At 56.3% G+C, this 14,878-nt stretch carries 14 protein-coding genes; 5 read left to right on the forward strand and 9 right to left on the reverse strand.

The genetic code is table 11. From position 1 onward, the window contains the following. Nucleotides 1-10 precede the first annotated feature (10 nt). Nucleotides 11-736, forward strand: a complete 726-nt coding sequence (bshB1, locus tag IEX74_RS09935) for a bacillithiol biosynthesis deacetylase BshB1 (RefSeq protein ID WP_188813621.1) — start codon at nucleotides 11-13, stop codon at nucleotides 734-736. A gap of 117 nt (nucleotides 737-853) precedes the next feature. Here the strand turns inward: bshB1 and IEX74_RS09940 are convergent, their stop codons facing one another. Then, a complete protein-coding gene (locus IEX74_RS09940) occupies nucleotides 854-1,189 on the reverse strand; it encodes an RNA polymerase sigma factor (RefSeq protein WP_188813623.1) in 336 nt (111 codons plus the stop codon). A gap of 375 nt (nucleotides 1,190-1,564) precedes the next feature. On the opposite strand from IEX74_RS09940, the gene IEX74_RS09945 reads away from it, so the two are divergent. Continuing rightward, entirely contained in the window at nucleotides 1,565-1,861 is a 297-nt protein-coding gene (locus tag IEX74_RS09945; protein ID WP_188813625.1) for a hypothetical protein, read from the forward strand. Nucleotides 1,862-1,879: 18 nt separating this feature from the next. Beyond that, nucleotides 1,880-2,110, forward strand: a complete 231-nt coding sequence (locus IEX74_RS09950) for a DUF2158 domain-containing protein (RefSeq protein ID WP_188813627.1) — start codon at nucleotides 1,880-1,882, stop codon at nucleotides 2,108-2,110. Between the two features lie 111 nt (nucleotides 2,111-2,221). Here the strand turns inward: IEX74_RS09950 and IEX74_RS09955 are convergent, their stop codons facing one another. The 8 genes from IEX74_RS09955 to mgrA all read right to left on the reverse strand — a co-directional run bounded on the left by IEX74_RS09955 (nucleotide 2,222) and on the right by mgrA (nucleotide 13,781). Then, the gene (locus tag IEX74_RS09955; RefSeq protein WP_188813628.1) at nucleotides 2,222-3,556 is read right to left on the reverse strand and encodes an NAD(P)/FAD-dependent oxidoreductase; all 1,335 of its coding nucleotides are present in this window, start codon (nucleotides 3,554-3,556) and stop codon (nucleotides 2,222-2,224) included. A 333-nt stretch (nucleotides 3,557-3,889) separates the two neighbouring features. Next, complete coding sequence (locus IEX74_RS09960) at nucleotides 3,890-5,368, reverse strand: efflux transporter outer membrane subunit (protein WP_188813630.1); 1,479 nt, start codon at nucleotides 5,366-5,368, stop codon at nucleotides 3,890-3,892. Between the two features lie 96 nt (nucleotides 5,369-5,464). Further along, entirely contained in the window at nucleotides 5,465-8,635 is a 3,171-nt protein-coding gene (locus tag IEX74_RS09965; protein WP_188813632.1) for an efflux RND transporter permease subunit, read from the reverse strand. Nucleotides 8,636-8,756: 121 nt separating this feature from the next. Continuing rightward, nucleotides 8,757-9,908 (reverse strand): efflux RND transporter periplasmic adaptor subunit, encoded by a 1,152-nt coding sequence (locus IEX74_RS09970; protein WP_188813634.1) that lies wholly within the window; start codon nucleotides 9,906-9,908, stop codon nucleotides 8,757-8,759. A gap of 80 nt (nucleotides 9,909-9,988) precedes the next feature. After that, a complete protein-coding gene (locus IEX74_RS09975) occupies nucleotides 9,989-10,300 on the reverse strand; it encodes a hypothetical protein (protein WP_188813636.1) in 312 nt (103 codons plus the stop codon). Between the two features lie 104 nt (nucleotides 10,301-10,404). After that, nucleotides 10,405-11,778 carry a sensor histidine kinase gene (locus IEX74_RS09980; RefSeq protein WP_188813638.1) on the reverse strand — a complete coding sequence of 458 codons (1,374 nt, stop codon included), beginning with the start codon at nucleotides 11,776-11,778 and terminating at the stop codon, nucleotides 10,405-10,407. 91 nt (nucleotides 11,779-11,869) lie between these two features. Next, nucleotides 11,870-12,547, reverse strand: a complete 678-nt coding sequence (locus IEX74_RS09985) for a response regulator (RefSeq protein ID WP_188813640.1) — start codon at nucleotides 12,545-12,547, stop codon at nucleotides 11,870-11,872. A 244-nt stretch (nucleotides 12,548-12,791) separates the two neighbouring features. After that, nucleotides 12,792-13,781, reverse strand: coding sequence for an L-glyceraldehyde 3-phosphate reductase (gene mgrA, locus IEX74_RS09990; RefSeq protein WP_188813642.1), 990 nt, complete (start codon nucleotides 13,779-13,781; stop codon nucleotides 12,792-12,794). Nucleotides 13,782-13,975: 194 nt separating this feature from the next. Here mgrA and IEX74_RS09995 point away from each other — a divergent pair, with 194 nt between their 5' ends. Together IEX74_RS09995 and IEX74_RS10000 are read left to right on the forward strand one after the other, a co-directional pair. Next, the gene (locus IEX74_RS09995; protein WP_188813643.1) at nucleotides 13,976-14,155 is read left to right on the forward strand and encodes a hypothetical protein; all 180 of its coding nucleotides are present in this window, start codon (nucleotides 13,976-13,978) and stop codon (nucleotides 14,153-14,155) included. Nucleotides 14,156-14,173: 18 nt separating this feature from the next. Beyond that, nucleotides 14,174-14,794, forward strand: coding sequence for a sce7726 family protein (locus IEX74_RS10000; protein WP_188813644.1), 621 nt, complete (start codon nucleotides 14,174-14,176; stop codon nucleotides 14,792-14,794). The last annotated feature ends 84 nt before the right edge of the window (nucleotides 14,795-14,878 follow it).

The following is a 14,878-nucleotide window of genomic DNA, read 5'->3' on the forward strand; positions in this document are numbered from 1 at the left end:
AGCACCAAAAATGAAACTTGATATTCTGGCTATTGCTTCTCATCCGGATGATGCGGAGCTAGGCTGCGTAGGAACGCTGCTGAGCGCGGCAGCGCAAGGCAAAAAAATCGGGATTTTGGACCTGACGCGGGGCGAGCTAGGTACGCGCGGCACACCCGAAATACGGGCTGAAGAAGCAGCAGCTTCTGCCAAGATCCTAGGGCTGCACGCTCGTGAGAACCTAGGTTTGCCCGACGGCTTCTTTCGCAACGACCGAGAGCATCAATTACCGATTATTGCTGCTGTGCGTCGCTATCAGCCAGATATTGTGTTGCTCAATGCCGTTCATGACCGTCATCCTGACCACGGCCGAGGCTCACAGCTTGCTTCAGAGGCTTGCTTCCTGGCGGGTTTGCGTATGATCGAAACCCTAGGTTTTGATGGGCAGCCGCAAGAAGCGTGGCGCCCTAAGCAGGTGTACCACTACATTCAGGATCGGCATATCGCGCCCGACTTCATCGTGGATATTACACCATACTGGGAAACCAAACTAGCTTCGATTCAGGCTTTCCGTACGCAGTTTTACGACCCAAGCAGCACCAGCAATGAGCCGCAAACACATATTTCCGGCGCTAATTTTCTTAAATTTCAGGAGGCCCGTGCCCGCGAGATGGGCCATCTGATTGGAGTGGAATTCGGTGAGGGATTCACGGCGGAACGTGCTTTAGGAGTGCGCGACTTAAGTAGCTTGCTCTAAAGCGAAGCAACAGCTAACCCGCCTTATAGCACAAGAACTAAGCAAAAAGCCCCTCTGGCGAGGGGCTTTTTGCTTTTGGATCAGACTGAACTAGCAGGCACACTGCCGGACCCAGCTTCATACAGCATGGCGCGTATTGACGCACTCGGCTATGTAGCGCTCATGCGATTGTAGCTCTTCCTGAGCCTTGCTGCGGCAAATCATTAAAGCCCAAGGGAAGAGCCGATGCTGTGTCGCATCAAACGTATCGAAGTCGTACCAAATAGTTGCTAAGCTCTCTTGTAACACATTCTCGGCCAGAACCGGGTGCTTGACCAAGCGCAGGATTACGCGGTAAAGCATGGCGCCGTAGCGTTCATAAAATAAGGTTATGGCCGCTGTGTCGCGGGTGGTAAGCCGCCGGATCAGCTCACGCTCTTGTGGTGTAGCAGATGAGGTAGGAAACTGAATCATATACTATTTAGAAGCGCTTGAATTAGTATTCGTGCGCATGACATTAACTGAAACGCAGAAGCAGTACTAAATATAACTAAACAAATAATCTTTATTTCTTTTCATCACTCTTCATGTAAGCCAAACAGGTTAATTTAGGGTAGAAATCATTCAAAATAGCTCAATCATTAACTTCTACCATACTCCTTAAACGCAACTAAATTTTGCATGTTTCAAATTATTCAACTTTTAATATTTAAACACTTTTTGGCAGTACTGTAGAAATAATTCTACGCTGCGGGCGGCTGAAAACCCGCCACCTCAGGCTACTAGCTCCGAACTCCTCTCCCGCTTTCTGCGTACCATTTTGCTAGTTCCTGTCCTTACCTAGCTTCTATGAAAACGCTCTTCCTGCTTGCCGCTTTGCTCGGCTGCGCTACTCTCACGCATGCGCAAACGACGCCTGCTACTACCTCATCTTCAACCACCAGCTCATCCTCCACGACGAGCACAACGCCCGTATCGGGCACGAAGAATGTGGGCAGCGACCGGGCCGACGCGCCCAAAGCGCCCGGCATTGAAGCCCAGACGACAACGCCTACGTCGTCCTCGACCAAAGCAACTGCTCCTAAGTCGACTGCGCCTAAGAAAAGCACGGGCAAGCAGAAGAGCGCTCCAACCACTAATCAATAACTTATAAGCCAACAGCTTATGTCAGTATTCAAATCGGGGGATGTCGTGCACCTAGCTTCGGGCGGCCCTAGCATGACGGTGGTGACGGTGGATGGCGAGGTCGTGCGCTGCACGTATTTTGACCAGGAAGGCGACTTGCATGGTAATCCGGAAGGTATTCCGTTTCAGCAAGAACTGCTGCGGGCGGGCTCCGCTCCTACGCCCGACGAAAGTGAGGAGCGCGAAAACAGCAAGTTTGGCTACGCCTAAGCCTTGCGACTCTTCTGCACCAGACAAACCTAGCTTACACAAAAACAGCCCCGCCGGAATTAAACCGACGGGGCTGTTCTGTTTTAATAAGCTGTTAACCTAGGCCTTAGCTCATTTGCCCGCACTTTGCAGCTCCACCACTGTCTTATCGTCATGGCGCACTAAGGGGCGGATGATGATACGCGTGCCGCGCTCGTAGGTGAAGAGGCGGTACACCCAGTTGCTGAGCACGATGAGCTTGCTGCGGAAGCCGATGAGGTAGTAGATGTGCACAAATAGCCAGGCGACCCAGGCAATGAAGCCACCGAGGCTCTTGTTGCCGGGCAAATCGGCGACGGCACGGGCGCGGCCCACAATGGCGAGCGAGCCTTTATCGAAGTACTCGAAGGGTTTCCAGGCTTCCTGCCGCAGCTGCCGAACGAGGTTTTTGGCTAGGTGCGCGCCTTGTTGCAAAGCTGGCTGCGCTACCTGCGGGTGCCCTTTGGGCCATTTATCCGTCTTCATTACGGCAATGTCGCCGATGGCGAAGATGTCCTCGAAGCCCGCAATCTGATTGAACTGGTTCACAATGTAGCGACCCCGCTCAACGGAAGCTGCCGGCATGCCTTCGATGGTAGCGCCCGTTACGCCGGCGGCCCACACCAGGGTTTGCGTCGGAATCTGCTCCCCGTCTTTGAAGGTAACTATCTCACCATCATAGGAAGCCACGAGCTTATTCAGCTTGATATTGACCCCTAGCTTCTCCAGATCCTCGTGGGCGCGTTTGCTGGAAGCAGGCGTCAGGGGCGGCAGTACGCGATCCAGACCATCGACCAGGTAGATGTTCATCTCGCGGAAATCCAGCCCTGGGTAGTCTTTGGGCAGAATGTGCTGGCGCATTTCGGCCAGCGAACCCGCTAGCTCGACGCCCGTAGGGCCCGCGCCGGCAATCACGATATTGAGCAAACCCTGACGAATTTGCTTGTCGCGCGTCATGCTCGCCTGCTCGAAGGATTGCAGCAACTGGCTGCGCAGGTTTACGGCGTCGGAAAGCTGCTTGAGCGGAAAGGACTTCTGCTCAATCTGCTTGTTGCCGAAGTAGTTCGACTGCGTACCGGTGGCAATCACCAGGTAATCGTACTTGATAGCGCCGATGAGCGTGTTCACCGTTTTGGCGGTCGGGTCGATGTCCGTTACGCGCACGAAGCGAAAGTGAAAATCGTGGCGGTCGTCGAACAGCTTGCGAATCGGCTCGGCAATAGATTCGGGCTCCAGGCCGGCGGTAGCCACCTGGTAGAGCAACGGCCAGAAACCATAGTAGTTCTGCTTGCTCAGCATCACTATCTGGAAATCCTTCTCTGGCAGATATTTGACGAGGTTCACGCCGCCGAATCCGCCCCCAATCACCACGACACGCGGTTTGGTGGTATCCGGAATATTCAGCGAAAGTTTGTTCATTTCCAGCATAAGCGGCAGCTATCAGCGTTAAGCCAGGCAGCAGATTTGTGCTGCTGAACCCCTCAGAAAGCGGGGAAACTGGCTTGACAGGTTAGGTAAAAGTTGAGAAGGTGCGAAATTAGTTACAGAACCTAGGGTTCGAACCTTTGTCTAAATTACCCCTACGTTTTTTAGGCCCTATTAGGTTAACCTATACTGCAAATCTGATTAAGCCTAGCTCCTCAGTAGGCTTATTGTGCTTATTACTACTTGTTTTCACCAAAATGCCAGCGCAACGCGAGCTTCTATTAGGAGAAGCTCGCGTTGCGCTGGCAAGTACCTAGGTTGATGCTATAAACTCGGCTACAATGGTCGGGTTTCCGTGCCGCCGCCACCTAGGGCTCGGTAGAGGTCGATGAGCAATAGGAACTGCTCGCGGCGGGTGTTGGTCAGGTTTAGCTCGGCTTCCAATACGTTGCGCTGGGCCGTAATAACTTCCAGGTAAGACGCATAGCTAGCGCCGTAGAGGTCATTGGAAATGGCAACGGCTTTGTTCAGGGCAGCTACTTCCTGCTGCTGTAACTCATACATCTGCTGGTAGTTATCAATGCCCCGCAAGTTCGTGACGACTTCCTGAAAGCCGGTTTGAATAGCTTTCTGGTAGTTGTAGTACGACTCACGCTGCTCGGCGGCCGAGCGGCGGTAATCGGCTTTCAGCACGCTACGGTTCAGAATTGGACCTGCCAGGCCCCCGAGCAAGCCGTAGGCCAGCGAGGCCGGCGTGTTGAACAGTACCGATGCGTTATAGGAGTTCAGACCTAGGTAGGGCGTGAGCGTGAGCGACGGCAGAAACGCTGCGCGGGCGGCGTCTACGTCAGCGCGGGCGGCCAGCAGCTCGCGCTCGGCCTGCTGCACATCGGGGCGGCGCAGGAGCATGGCGGCCGGAATACCAGCCGTTACCTGCTCCGGCAACGGCTGCTCGCCGATAGGCTGCCCGCGCACAATGGGCTGCGGATAGCGCCCGAGCAGCCGATTCAACTCGTTTTCGGTGGCCACAATGCGCTGTTGGGCTTCAACTTGCAGACTGCGCGTGCGCAACAACTGCGCCGTAAACTGCTGCACGGCCAGCTCCGTGGCGCGGCCGCCAAGCTTCTGAATCTTAATAATTTCGACGGCCCGTTCCTGCAACGCTCGGTTCTTGCCGAGTACCACCAGTTCATTATCGAGCGCGAGTAGACTGTAGTAGAGCCGCGCTACTTGGGCCACCAACGACGTTTGCACGAGTTGCCGACCCTTATCGGAAGCCAGCAGACGCGCCACGGCGGCTTTCCGACGGTTGCGGAATTTGCCCCACAAATCGATTTCCCAAGAACTGCGCAAGCCGAGGAAGAACTCGGGCGTGGGCGTCGGGATGCGCTGCTTACCTTCGATATTGTTGGAGAGGTTGGTGTCGTAGTTGCCGATGCCGTTCAGGGTGTAGTCGCCGTAGCGGTCAACGCCGGCCGAACCGACGGCATTCACTGTAGGCAGCAGCGCGCCGCGGGCCACCAGCACGTTGGCGCGGGCTATTTCTACGCGCTGAATGGCAATACCTAGGTCGGGGTTGGCTTGCAGCGCCAAGTCGATGAGGCTGACCAGGTTCGGATCAGCGAAAAACCGTTGCCAGGATTGGTCGGCGATGCTAGCCGTATCGGCTCCCGTATTGCTACTGACGAAGCTGGAGGGCACAGGCGCAACTTTGGGGAGCGTCACGGGCTCAACCGAGCGGCAACTGCTTACCAGCAGCAAACCTGCTACGGCTGGCAGTAAATGACGGCGTAGTTCGATGGTTAACCTATTCATAACTAAGGTGAATCCTGTTGTAAAAGCTAGGTTTGTGTACTTCGGTCGGACGGCACTGAGCCGTCCGACCAACAGGCTAGCCTAACTTAATTTTCCTTAAGCGGTAGCATGCACAGGCTCGCCCGCTTCGATTTCCACCGGCTCTTCTTCTACCTTCTCCTTCTTACCGGAGCGAGAAAACAGCACGTAGAGCCCTGGAATGAGTACCACTCCGAACAACGTTCCGATGAACATACCACCTGCTGCCGCCGTCCCGATGGAACGGTTGCCGAGCGCGCCAGCGCCCGTAGCAATGGTCAGGGGAATGAGGCCGGCGATGAAGGCGAAGGAGGTCATCAGGATGGGACGCAGACGCGAGTAGCCGCCTTGCACTGCCGCTTCCAGCGCCGAAAGGCCTTCTTCCTTGCGCTTGAGCACCGCAAACTCGATGATGAGGATGGCGTTTTTACCCAGCAGACCGATCAGCATGACTAGCGAAACTTGGGCGTAGATGTTGTTTTCCAGACCTAGCAATTTCAGGAACAGGAACGCCCCGAAAATGCCCGTGGGCAAGCTCAGAATAACCGGCAGCGGCAGCAGGAAGCTTTCGTATTGGGCGGCCAGCAGCAGGTACACGAACAGCAGCACCACGCCAAACACGTACAGCGCCTGGTCGCCGGAAAGCACCTGCTCCCGCGTCATGCCCGACCACTCGAAGCTGTAGCCGCGGGGCAGTTCCTTGGCTGCTACTTGCTGCACAGTGTTAATCACGTCGCCGGAGCTGAAGCCGGGAGCGGCATCGCCGTTGAGCATGGCCGAGGTGTACATGTTGTAGCGCGTGAGCTGCTCGGGACCGTACACGCGCTCTAGGCGCACGAAGGTCGAGAACGGCACCATCTCGCCCCGGTCGTTCTTCACGTACATTTTCAGCACGTCTTCGGGCGTGGTGCGGAAGTTAGGCGCGGCCTGCACCATCACTTTGTACATCTGCCCGAAGCGGATGAAGTTGGACGCGTAGAACGAGCCCATCAGCGTTTGCAGCGTGCTCATGGCCTTGTCTACTGTCACGCCCTTCTTGGCGGCCTGGTCCTGATCGACGTGGATCAGGTATTGCGGGAAGCTAGGGTCGAAGCTGGTGAAGGCGCTGCCCACGGCCGGCGTCTTGCTTAGCGCCTCAATAAAGCGGTTCGTTACCTGAGCCGTTTGCTGCAAGTCGCCGCGACCGGTGCGGTCGAGCAGGCGCAGCTCGAAGCCGCTAGAGTTACCAAAACCGGGTACCGTGGGTGGCGGGAAGAACTGAATATCAGCGTCGGTGATGTGCTTGGTTTTCGCTTCTAGCTGGGCAATCAGATCAGTTACCGATTCTTCGCGGTCGTCCCAGGTTTTCAGGTTGATCATGCCCATGCCGTAGGAAGCACCAGCCACTTCGTTGGTGAGGCTGTAGCCCGCCAGCGTCGACACCGATTCTACCGGACCTAGCTCTTTGGCTACCTGGTTGATCTGGTCGAGCACGCGCTCGGTGCGCTCCACGGTAGCGCCGGGCGGCGTGGTCACGTTCACGTAGATCATGCCCTGGTCTTCCGTCGGGATGAAGCCGCTGGGCAGAATGGTGCTCATGCCGTAGGTGGCGGCGAAGAAGAACACCAGCAAACCTAGGGTCACGAGACGACGACTGGCAATAGTGCGCACCAAGCGCTGATAGCCCGTTGCTAACGACTCATAGCGGCGGTTGAAGCCAGCAAAGAAGCGGTCAACAATCCCTTTCTTCCGCTCGCCTGGGTGTACCGGCTTCAGCAGCAACGCGCACAAAGCCGGCGTGAGCGTGAGGGCATTAATACCCGAAATGACGATGGAAATAGCTAGGGTCAGGGAGAACTGGCGGTAGAACACACCTACCGGCCCCTCCATGAACGACACCGGCACGAACACCGCCGACATCACCAGCGTAATGGCCACGATAGCGCCGCCGATTTCGCCCATAGCTTCGAGCGTGGCGTCCATGGCGGAGAGGTGCTTTTCGTGCATTTTGGCGTGCACGGCTTCCACCACCACAATGGCGTTATCGACCACAATACCAATGGCGAGTACCAGCGCAAACAGCGTAAGCAGGTTGATGCTGAACCCTAGCAATTGCATGAAAAACAGCGTACCGATGAGCGCTACCGGCACCGCTAGAGCCGGAATAATCGTCGAGCGCCAGTCCTGCAAGAAGATGTACACGACCAGGAACACCAGCACAAACGCCTCGCACAACGTCCGTAGCACCTCATGAATGGAGGCGTCGAGGAAGCGCGACACGTCGTAGGCCACGTTGTAGGTCATGCCGGGCGGGAAAGACGTTTGCTTCAGCTCGGCCATGCGCGCCTTCACATTTTTGATGACGTCGGAAGCGTTGGAGCCGGGGCGCTGCTTGAGCATGATAGCCGCCGACGGCCGCCCGTTGATCTTGGACACCATGCCGTAGCTCAATACGCCAAATTCGACGTTAGCCACGTCTTTCAGGCGCAGCACCGAGCCGTCGGGGTTGGCGCGCACCACGATATTTTCGTACTGCTTGGGCTCGAAAAGCTTGCCCGTGTAGCGCAGCACGTATTGCAGCATCTGCGCCGCCTGGCCCGAGCTTTCGCCCGATTTGCCTGGCGCAGCTTCCACGTTCTGGTTGCGGATGGCCTGTACCACTTCGTCGGCCGACACGTTGTAGGCCACCATGCGGTCGGGTTGGAGCCACACGCGCATCGAGTACTCGCGCGAACCCATGATTTCGGCAAAACCTACGCCATCAATGCGCTTCAACTCCTGCAACACGTTGATATCGGCGAAGTTGTAGATGAACTTCTCCCCTACTTTCGGGTCCTCGCTCATCACGTTGAGGTAGAGCAGCATGCTGTTTACCTCCTTTTCCGTACTCACGCCCGCCTTGATAACTTCTTCGGGCAATTCGTCAATCACCGTTTGCACACGGTTCTGCACGTTTACGGCGGCTAGGTCGGGGTCGGTACCGACCTGGAAGAATATGGTAATGAGCGTGATACCGCTGTTACTCGACACCGACGACAGGTAAGTCATGCCGGGCACACCGTTGATGGCGCGCTCCAAGGGCGTGGCTACGGCCTTGGCGCATACCTCGGCGTTGGCGCCAGTGTAGCGCGCCGTCACGGTAACGGAAGGCGGCACGATGTCGGGGAACTGCGTGATAGGCAGCGAAATCAGCGCCAGCAACCCTAGAAAGGTGATGAACAGCGAGATGACCAGCGACAAAACCGGCCGGCGAATGAATAGATTAAGCATCTTTTAAGCTTTTAGCTAGCAGCTGTTGGCTGTTAGCTTTTAATGAGAAGGAAGCATGGCGGCAGTGGTAGGCAGAGCAAAAAGCTAGCAGCTAACAACTACTAGCTAAAAGCCAAGAAACCTACCTAGCATCGGCCACCAGTTCATCCATTGCCACATAGCGCGGCTGAATTTTGGTACCCTCGCGCAAGTCCTGCACGCCTTCATACACGATTTTCTGGCCCGGCTTCAAGCCTGTTTTTACCACGTAGAAGTCCGAAAGGCGGGTTTGGGGCACGAAGGCCTGCATCTTCACCTTGTTGGCCTCATCGACCACGAACACGTAGTTTTTATCCTGAATCTCGAACACTGCCTTCTGCGGCACCAGCACCACATTGTGGATGGGGTTCGTCAGGCGCACGCGGCCGGTAGCGCCGTGCTTGAGCAGCTTATCGGGATTTGGAAACTGCGCCCGGAAGGCAATGGAGCCCGTATTCTCCTCAAACTCGCTTTCTTGGGTTTGAATCTGACCCGGATAGGCGTACGGCGTGCCGTCGGCGAGCAGCAGCGATACTTCGCGACTGCCAGGCCGGGCGCCGTTCTGTTGCCGGGCTTTGAAGTACTCCAGGTACTCTTTTTCCGCCACGTTGAAGTATGCGTACACGGCCTGGAAATCAGACACGGTGGTGAGCAGCGTGCCGTTGTCGACCAGGCTTCCCGCTTTCATCGGAATGCGGTCCACGAGCCCGTCGAAGGGGGCCCGCACCAGCGTGTACGATAGGTTTAGGGCGGCCGTGGCGCGCATCGACCTAGCTTCGGCCACACTTGCCTGCGCTGCTTTCAGCTTCGATTGAGCCACTGCCAGCTCACTGGGCGATATGATGTCCTTGTCGACCAGCATCTTCACCCGGTCCAATTCTAGCTGAATGACGCGGGCCTGGGCTTGGGCGTTGTTGAGGGCCGCCTGCGCTTTGGCCACCTGCGAGCGAAGTTCGGCGTCGTTGATGCGGAACAGCGGCTGCCCCTTCTTCACCGCCCGACCTTCGTCCACGTAGATTTCCTCCAGAAAACCGGGGACCCTAGCCCGCACTTCCACGTTACGTATGGATTGAATATCAGCCACATAGTCGTGGTGCAGCACCGTGTCGGTAGCCATGAGCTGGGTAACGGGCAAGGCGGGCGCAGCAGACACTTTTTGGGTATCTGCCTGGCTCTTCTCGGCGCAACCTGCCAAAGTAGTACCAGCTAGCACACTAACAACCCAGATCAGCTGGGACAAACGGTTGAGGGGCATACAGTTGGGGAAATGAGTTCCGTAGCAGATAAAGGCTACGACTTCTATTGATTGGTTTGTAGTTGATGATCAGCGGCTTATCACTCGTTAGAAACGAGCATATCCGGCGCGCTGGTCGGCGGCCGGTTGTTTCGGGCTTGGGTTTGCAGGCTATCGGAGCGCAGGTGGTCGGCTTGGCAGCGGGCGAGCATGGTGCGCGTTAGGCGCAGCTCTTCGGATAAGGATGAATCGTCATCATCATCTTCCTCATCGCCGCCCTGTTCCACGGCAAAACGGCTGGTCCTCAGATCTTTATTCTGCGCGGTGACCAGGTAAAAGTTGAAGCCGGTGGAGAGAAAAAGGGCGCCGATCAGCAACCAAATCAGTACCGAATAGCGGTTGTCTTTTTGCATCGGTTCACGCGTTGGTGTGCTGCAAAGGACTCACGCCGACATTAGAACGGTCTGAGAAGGATATTAGAAAAGATTAAAAAGCACCAGAAGCCAGAAAGCTAGCGTTAGTTTTCGACGGCAGCCGGCAGCCGAACCGTGGCCGTAGTGCCCTCACCCGGCTTCGACTCCATCAGCAGCTGCCCCGCGTGCAGCTGAATAATCTTGCGGGTGATGGGCAAACCTAGCCCGTAGCCGGGGGTGTTCTTCCCGTTTTGGCCGCGGTATAAGGGCTCAAATATGCGTCGCAACTCTTCCTCGCTCATACCTAGGCCCGTGTCCATAATTTGCAGCAGCAGCTGTTGCGGGGTGCTGTAGCCGAGCGTGACGCGGACGGCGGCCTGGGAGTATTTGCAGGCGTTGTCGAGCAGGTTGAGCACGGCCGTGGTGAGCAGTTGCGCATTGCCGCGCACCATGAACATATCCTCTACCGACTCGGGCAAAAAGCCGAAATCTAGGCGAATAGATTGCTGCGGGTGCTTCGTCGAGCAAGTGTTAATGGCTTGGGTTACGCACTCATCAAAGCGCACCGGCACGCGCCGGAACGACGTATCGTCAGCTTTAGCTAAGGCCAGCAGGCCGTTGGTCAGCTCAATAACGTGCCTGATTTCCTCGATGGCCGAGTTGATGCTTTGCTTGGCTTCGGCTAGGTCGGTATCGTAGGCGGCGGAGGTTTCCAGGGTGCCGAGCAGGTTGGCCAACGGCGTGCGCAACTCGTGCGAGGCGTGCGACAAGAAGCTCTTTTGCGACTCAAAAGCTAGCTCTAAGCCACTGAGCATCTGATTGAAAGTGATGGCGAGCCGCGCTATTTCGTCGCGGCGGTTGCCTTCGTGCACGCGCAGACTCAGGTTGCGAGCCGTAATGCCCTCCACTTCAGTCACGATGCGCGAAATCGGCTGCAACGACTGCTCCACGAAGTACCAGCCGGCCAGGATGATGAGCACCAGCGTACCTAGGTTGCCGACCAGCAAAATCAATCGGAGCTTCTCAAACTCCCGGTTACCGAACTCATCCCGCCCCGACACGAAAATCTGGTAAGACTGGCCTTTGTGCTGATAAAGTATCCCGGCCGTTTCCAGAGGGCCCTGCCGGAAATGCGCGGGCTTGTTGTTTTTGATTACCGCGAAATAGACGGGGTCGAGGGCGGATTGACTACCGGGCGCGGTCGTGTACAGTACGCGCCCGGTTTGGTCATAGATGCTGATGCGCTCGTCGTGCATCGTGAGCAGATCTTTCCGGTGAAAGTTGCGCAACTTGTTCTCTGCCAGGTTCCCACGCTTAATCAAGATGCTCCCGACCAGAATGGCTTTGGCTTCCAGCCGGTGATAGTAGCGCTGCTCCCGCGACAACGCGCTGTAGTAGTACACGAACGCAGACAGGCACAGCTGAATGGCGACCACCAGCAACGTAAACCGCAGAATCAGCTTATTGCGAATCAACAAAACGGTGAGATAGTGAGGTGGTGAGCAGTGAGGTGGAGCGTGGTAAAGCTAGGTGCAAACTCACTGATTCACACCTCGCCATCTCACCACTTTAGCCTTCCCGCATTACGTAGCCCATTCCTACCACCGTATGAATCAGCTTGGTTTCGTAGCCTTTGTCGAGCTTTTTGCGCAAGTAGCTCACGTACACGTCGATGATATTGGTGTTGGTATCGAAATTCAACTCCCACACCTTCTCGGCAATATCGACCCGCGAAATGACCTTGCCGCGGTTTAGCAGCAAGTATTCCAACAGCGCGTATTCCTTGGTAGTCAGGTCGATGCGGTGCCCGCCGCGCGTCACGACTTTGGATTCCAGGTTTAGCTCCAGGTCGGCTATGCGCAAGATGCGCTTCACGCCGGCCGCTTCCGTACTGCGCTTAAGCAACACCCGCACGCGCAGCAGCAATTCCTTGAACTCGAAGGGTTTGACCAGGTAATCGTCGGTACCGGCCTCGAAGCCGGTTACTTTATCATCGAGGCTGTCGAGGGCGGTGAGCAGCAGCACGGGCACCAACGGGTCGTCGGCGCGAACCTGGCGGCACAGCTCGAAGCCGTTTACATAAGGCAAGTTGACGTCCAGAATAATCAGCTCGTATTTATGCTGGCGCAGCAAGGATTGGCCCATGCGCCCATCATAAGCCACTTCAATCTCGTAGCCTTCGTTCTCGAACCCTTTCTTAATAAAAGAAGCTAGCTTGGGCTCGTCTTCAACCAATAGCAATTTCATACTCGACCTTCGGTGATGCCTGTGTGTACCGGAAAAAGCTAGGTTAGTTGCAGCATGCAGGAACGTGTCATGCTGATCAGGTCGAAGCCTCAGGCGTGCTTCGTGGTAAACGTTGGAACGAGGTAGAGACGCAATATTTTGCGTCTCAATCGTTGCTGATGTTATTTAGCTAGGTTGCTCTAGCGCAATTGTTCAACGAGTAGACTCCAACTATTGCGTCTCTACAAACCTAGGCCACCGCTACTTAGCCCAAAATCTGGTTAATATTTACCAGCTCCTCAGGGCTGAATTGCGTGTTTTCCAGGCAACGCAGCGAATCAGCGAGCTGCTCGGGCTTGCTGGCGCCGATGAGCACCGACGTTACGCGCTCATCTTTCAGCACCCAGGCCAAGGCCATCTGAGCCAGGCTTTGATTGCGAGTTCTAGCAATGTCATTCAGGCGCTGAATCTGCAAGATACGCTCGGGCGTTAGTTGGCTTTCAGGCAGCGAACCTAGCTTTTTCGCCACGCGCGAGTCGTTCGGAATGCCGCGCAGGTATTTGTCGGTGAGCATGCCCTGGGCCAGCGGCGAGAACGGAATGCAGCCCACGCCTTCCTGCCCCAGCAAATCGAGCAAACCGCCTTCCACCCAGCGCTCAAACATGGAGTACTTGGGCTGGTGAATCAGGCACGGCGTACCTAGCTCCCGCAGGATTCTGATGGCTTCGGCGGCTTCCTTGGGCCGGTAGTTGGAGATGCCCACGTACAAGGCTTTGCCCTGCCGGACAATCAAATCGAGGGCACTCATGGTTTCTTCCAGCGGCGTTTCGGGGTCGGGGCGGTGGTGATAGAAGATGTCGACGTAGTCGAGGCCCATGCGCTTCAGGCTCTGGTCGAGGCTACTCACCAAGTACTTTTTCGAGCCCCAGTCGCCGTACGGGCCTTCCCACATGGTATAACCAGCTTTGCTGGAGATGATTAGCTCGTCGCGGTGGGCGCGAAACTCCTCCTTCAGCACCTTCCCAAACGTCTCTTCCGCCGAGCCCGGCGACGGGCCGTAGTTATTGGCCAGGTCGAAGTGCGTGATGCCGCTATCGAAAGCCAGGGTCAGAATGCGGCGGGCGTTGGCCAGCACGTCTACGTCGCCGAAGTTTTGCCAAAGACCCAGCGAAACGGCGGGCAGCTTTATGCCACTTCGGCCGCAGCGGCGGTATTGCATGTGTTGATAACGGGCAGGATTGGCGAGGTAGGTCATACGCGTTTTGGTTGGGGGTTATTTCCGGTCCGACAGCATTCGGCCGGTCGTTGAGCGGTGATGAATCGGGCGGTAAGATAAGGGGCCGCACCAGATTGAAAAGACCTATTACTATCCGTGCGCACCTTTACCACTACCGCCTATTTCTTACTTTTGAAATCTGAGCTTTCCACCTTCAACCGCTACTCCCACACATGAGCTTGCTTGACACCTTCACCAATCTGTCTTCCGGCGACCAAATTCGGGAGGCCGAGGAGCTTCTGAAGAAGCTGGAAGAAACCGAGCTAACGTCCGAGCAGCTCGCGTTGGTCGTTCGTCTGCACGAAATTCTGCGGCAGTTGGATAGCAACAACTCGACGGGATTGTTTATATAATCCCCTAAGTACCAAGTCGTGAACGACCCCGAAATCCGCGCCCTGCTCTATCCGCTGCTGCAAGGCGGCGTGTACGTGGATGAGCTGCCCACCGGCACTACCCGCGCCGATGTGGTGCACATCACGCCCACGTTCATGCACGGCTACGAGGTGAAGGGCGACGGCGACACGCTCAAGCGGGTGCTGGCCCAGCTCAAGTGCTACGGCGTGGTCTACGATCTGGTCACGTTCGTAGTCACGGAAAAGCACGTGGAAAAGCTCCTGCCCCTGCTACCCGATTGGGTGGGCGTGCTGGTGGCTTCGACGGAAGGATTGCGCACGCACCGGCCGGCTTTGTACAATTCGACGGTCGAGCGGGTGCACCTGGCGGGTTTGCTGCTGCGCGAAGAAGTGCAGCAATACTTGATGAACCTAGGTCTGAAAGGCGCCAGCCAGCTGCGGCGGCGGGAGCTGTTTCGCATCCTGGCCCAGACGCATTCCATACCCCTTTCGGGCCTTGCGCACTACGTTCGTGAACGGCTCATTGCCCGGATGCCCCAACGGCTTCAGAACCGCGCCGAGCGAAAAGCGGAGCGGGAACAACTCGCCAAGCGCCGACGCAAGCGGAAGCAGAAAAAGCAAGCAGCGAGTGCTAAATAGCAGTCAACACAAAAGCCGAAAGGACTGGAATGAGGTAGAGACGCAATATTTTGCGTCTCTTCGTTGAACAACCTAGGTAGAAGA

It is taken from the genome of Hymenobacter cavernae (assembly GCF_014641455.1).
In the GTDB taxonomy this organism is placed as follows: domain Bacteria; phylum Bacteroidota; class Bacteroidia; order Cytophagales; family Hymenobacteraceae; genus Hymenobacter; species Hymenobacter cavernae.

Coding starts and splice junctions, on each gene's coding strand:
- IEX74_RS09975 (WP_188813636.1), bottom strand. CDS start 10,300: ATGCAAAAAGACAACCGCTATTCGGTACTGATTTGGTTGCTGATCGGC.
- IEX74_RS09995 (WP_188813643.1), top strand. CDS start 13,976: ATGAGCTTGCTTGACACCTTCACCAATCTGTCTTCCGGCGACCAAATT.
- IEX74_RS09940 (WP_188813623.1), bottom strand. CDS start 1,189: ATGATTCAGTTTCCTACCTCATCTGCTACACCACAAGAGCGTGAGCTG.
- IEX74_RS09950 (WP_188813627.1), top strand. CDS start 1,880: ATGTCAGTATTCAAATCGGGGGATGTCGTGCACCTAGCTTCGGGCGGC.
- IEX74_RS09985 (WP_188813640.1), bottom strand. CDS start 12,547: ATGAAATTGCTATTGGTTGAAGACGAGCCCAAGCTAGCTTCTTTTATT.
- bshB1 (WP_188813621.1), top strand. CDS start 11: ATGAAACTTGATATTCTGGCTATTGCTTCTCATCCGGATGATGCGGAG.
- IEX74_RS09955 (WP_188813628.1), bottom strand. CDS start 3,556: ATGCTGGAAATGAACAAACTTTCGCTGAATATTCCGGATACCACCAAA.
- IEX74_RS09960 (WP_188813630.1), bottom strand. CDS start 5,368: ATGAATAGGTTAACCATCGAACTACGCCGTCATTTACTGCCAGCCGTA.
- IEX74_RS09945 (WP_188813625.1), top strand. CDS start 1,565: ATGAAAACGCTCTTCCTGCTTGCCGCTTTGCTCGGCTGCGCTACTCTC.
- IEX74_RS09970 (WP_188813634.1), bottom strand. CDS start 9,908: ATGCCCCTCAACCGTTTGTCCCAGCTGATCTGGGTTGTTAGTGTGCTA.
- IEX74_RS09965 (WP_188813632.1), bottom strand. CDS start 8,635: ATGCTTAATCTATTCATTCGCCGGCCGGTTTTGTCGCTGGTCATCTCG.
- mgrA (WP_188813642.1), bottom strand. CDS start 13,781: ATGACCTACCTCGCCAATCCTGCCCGTTATCAACACATGCAATACCGC.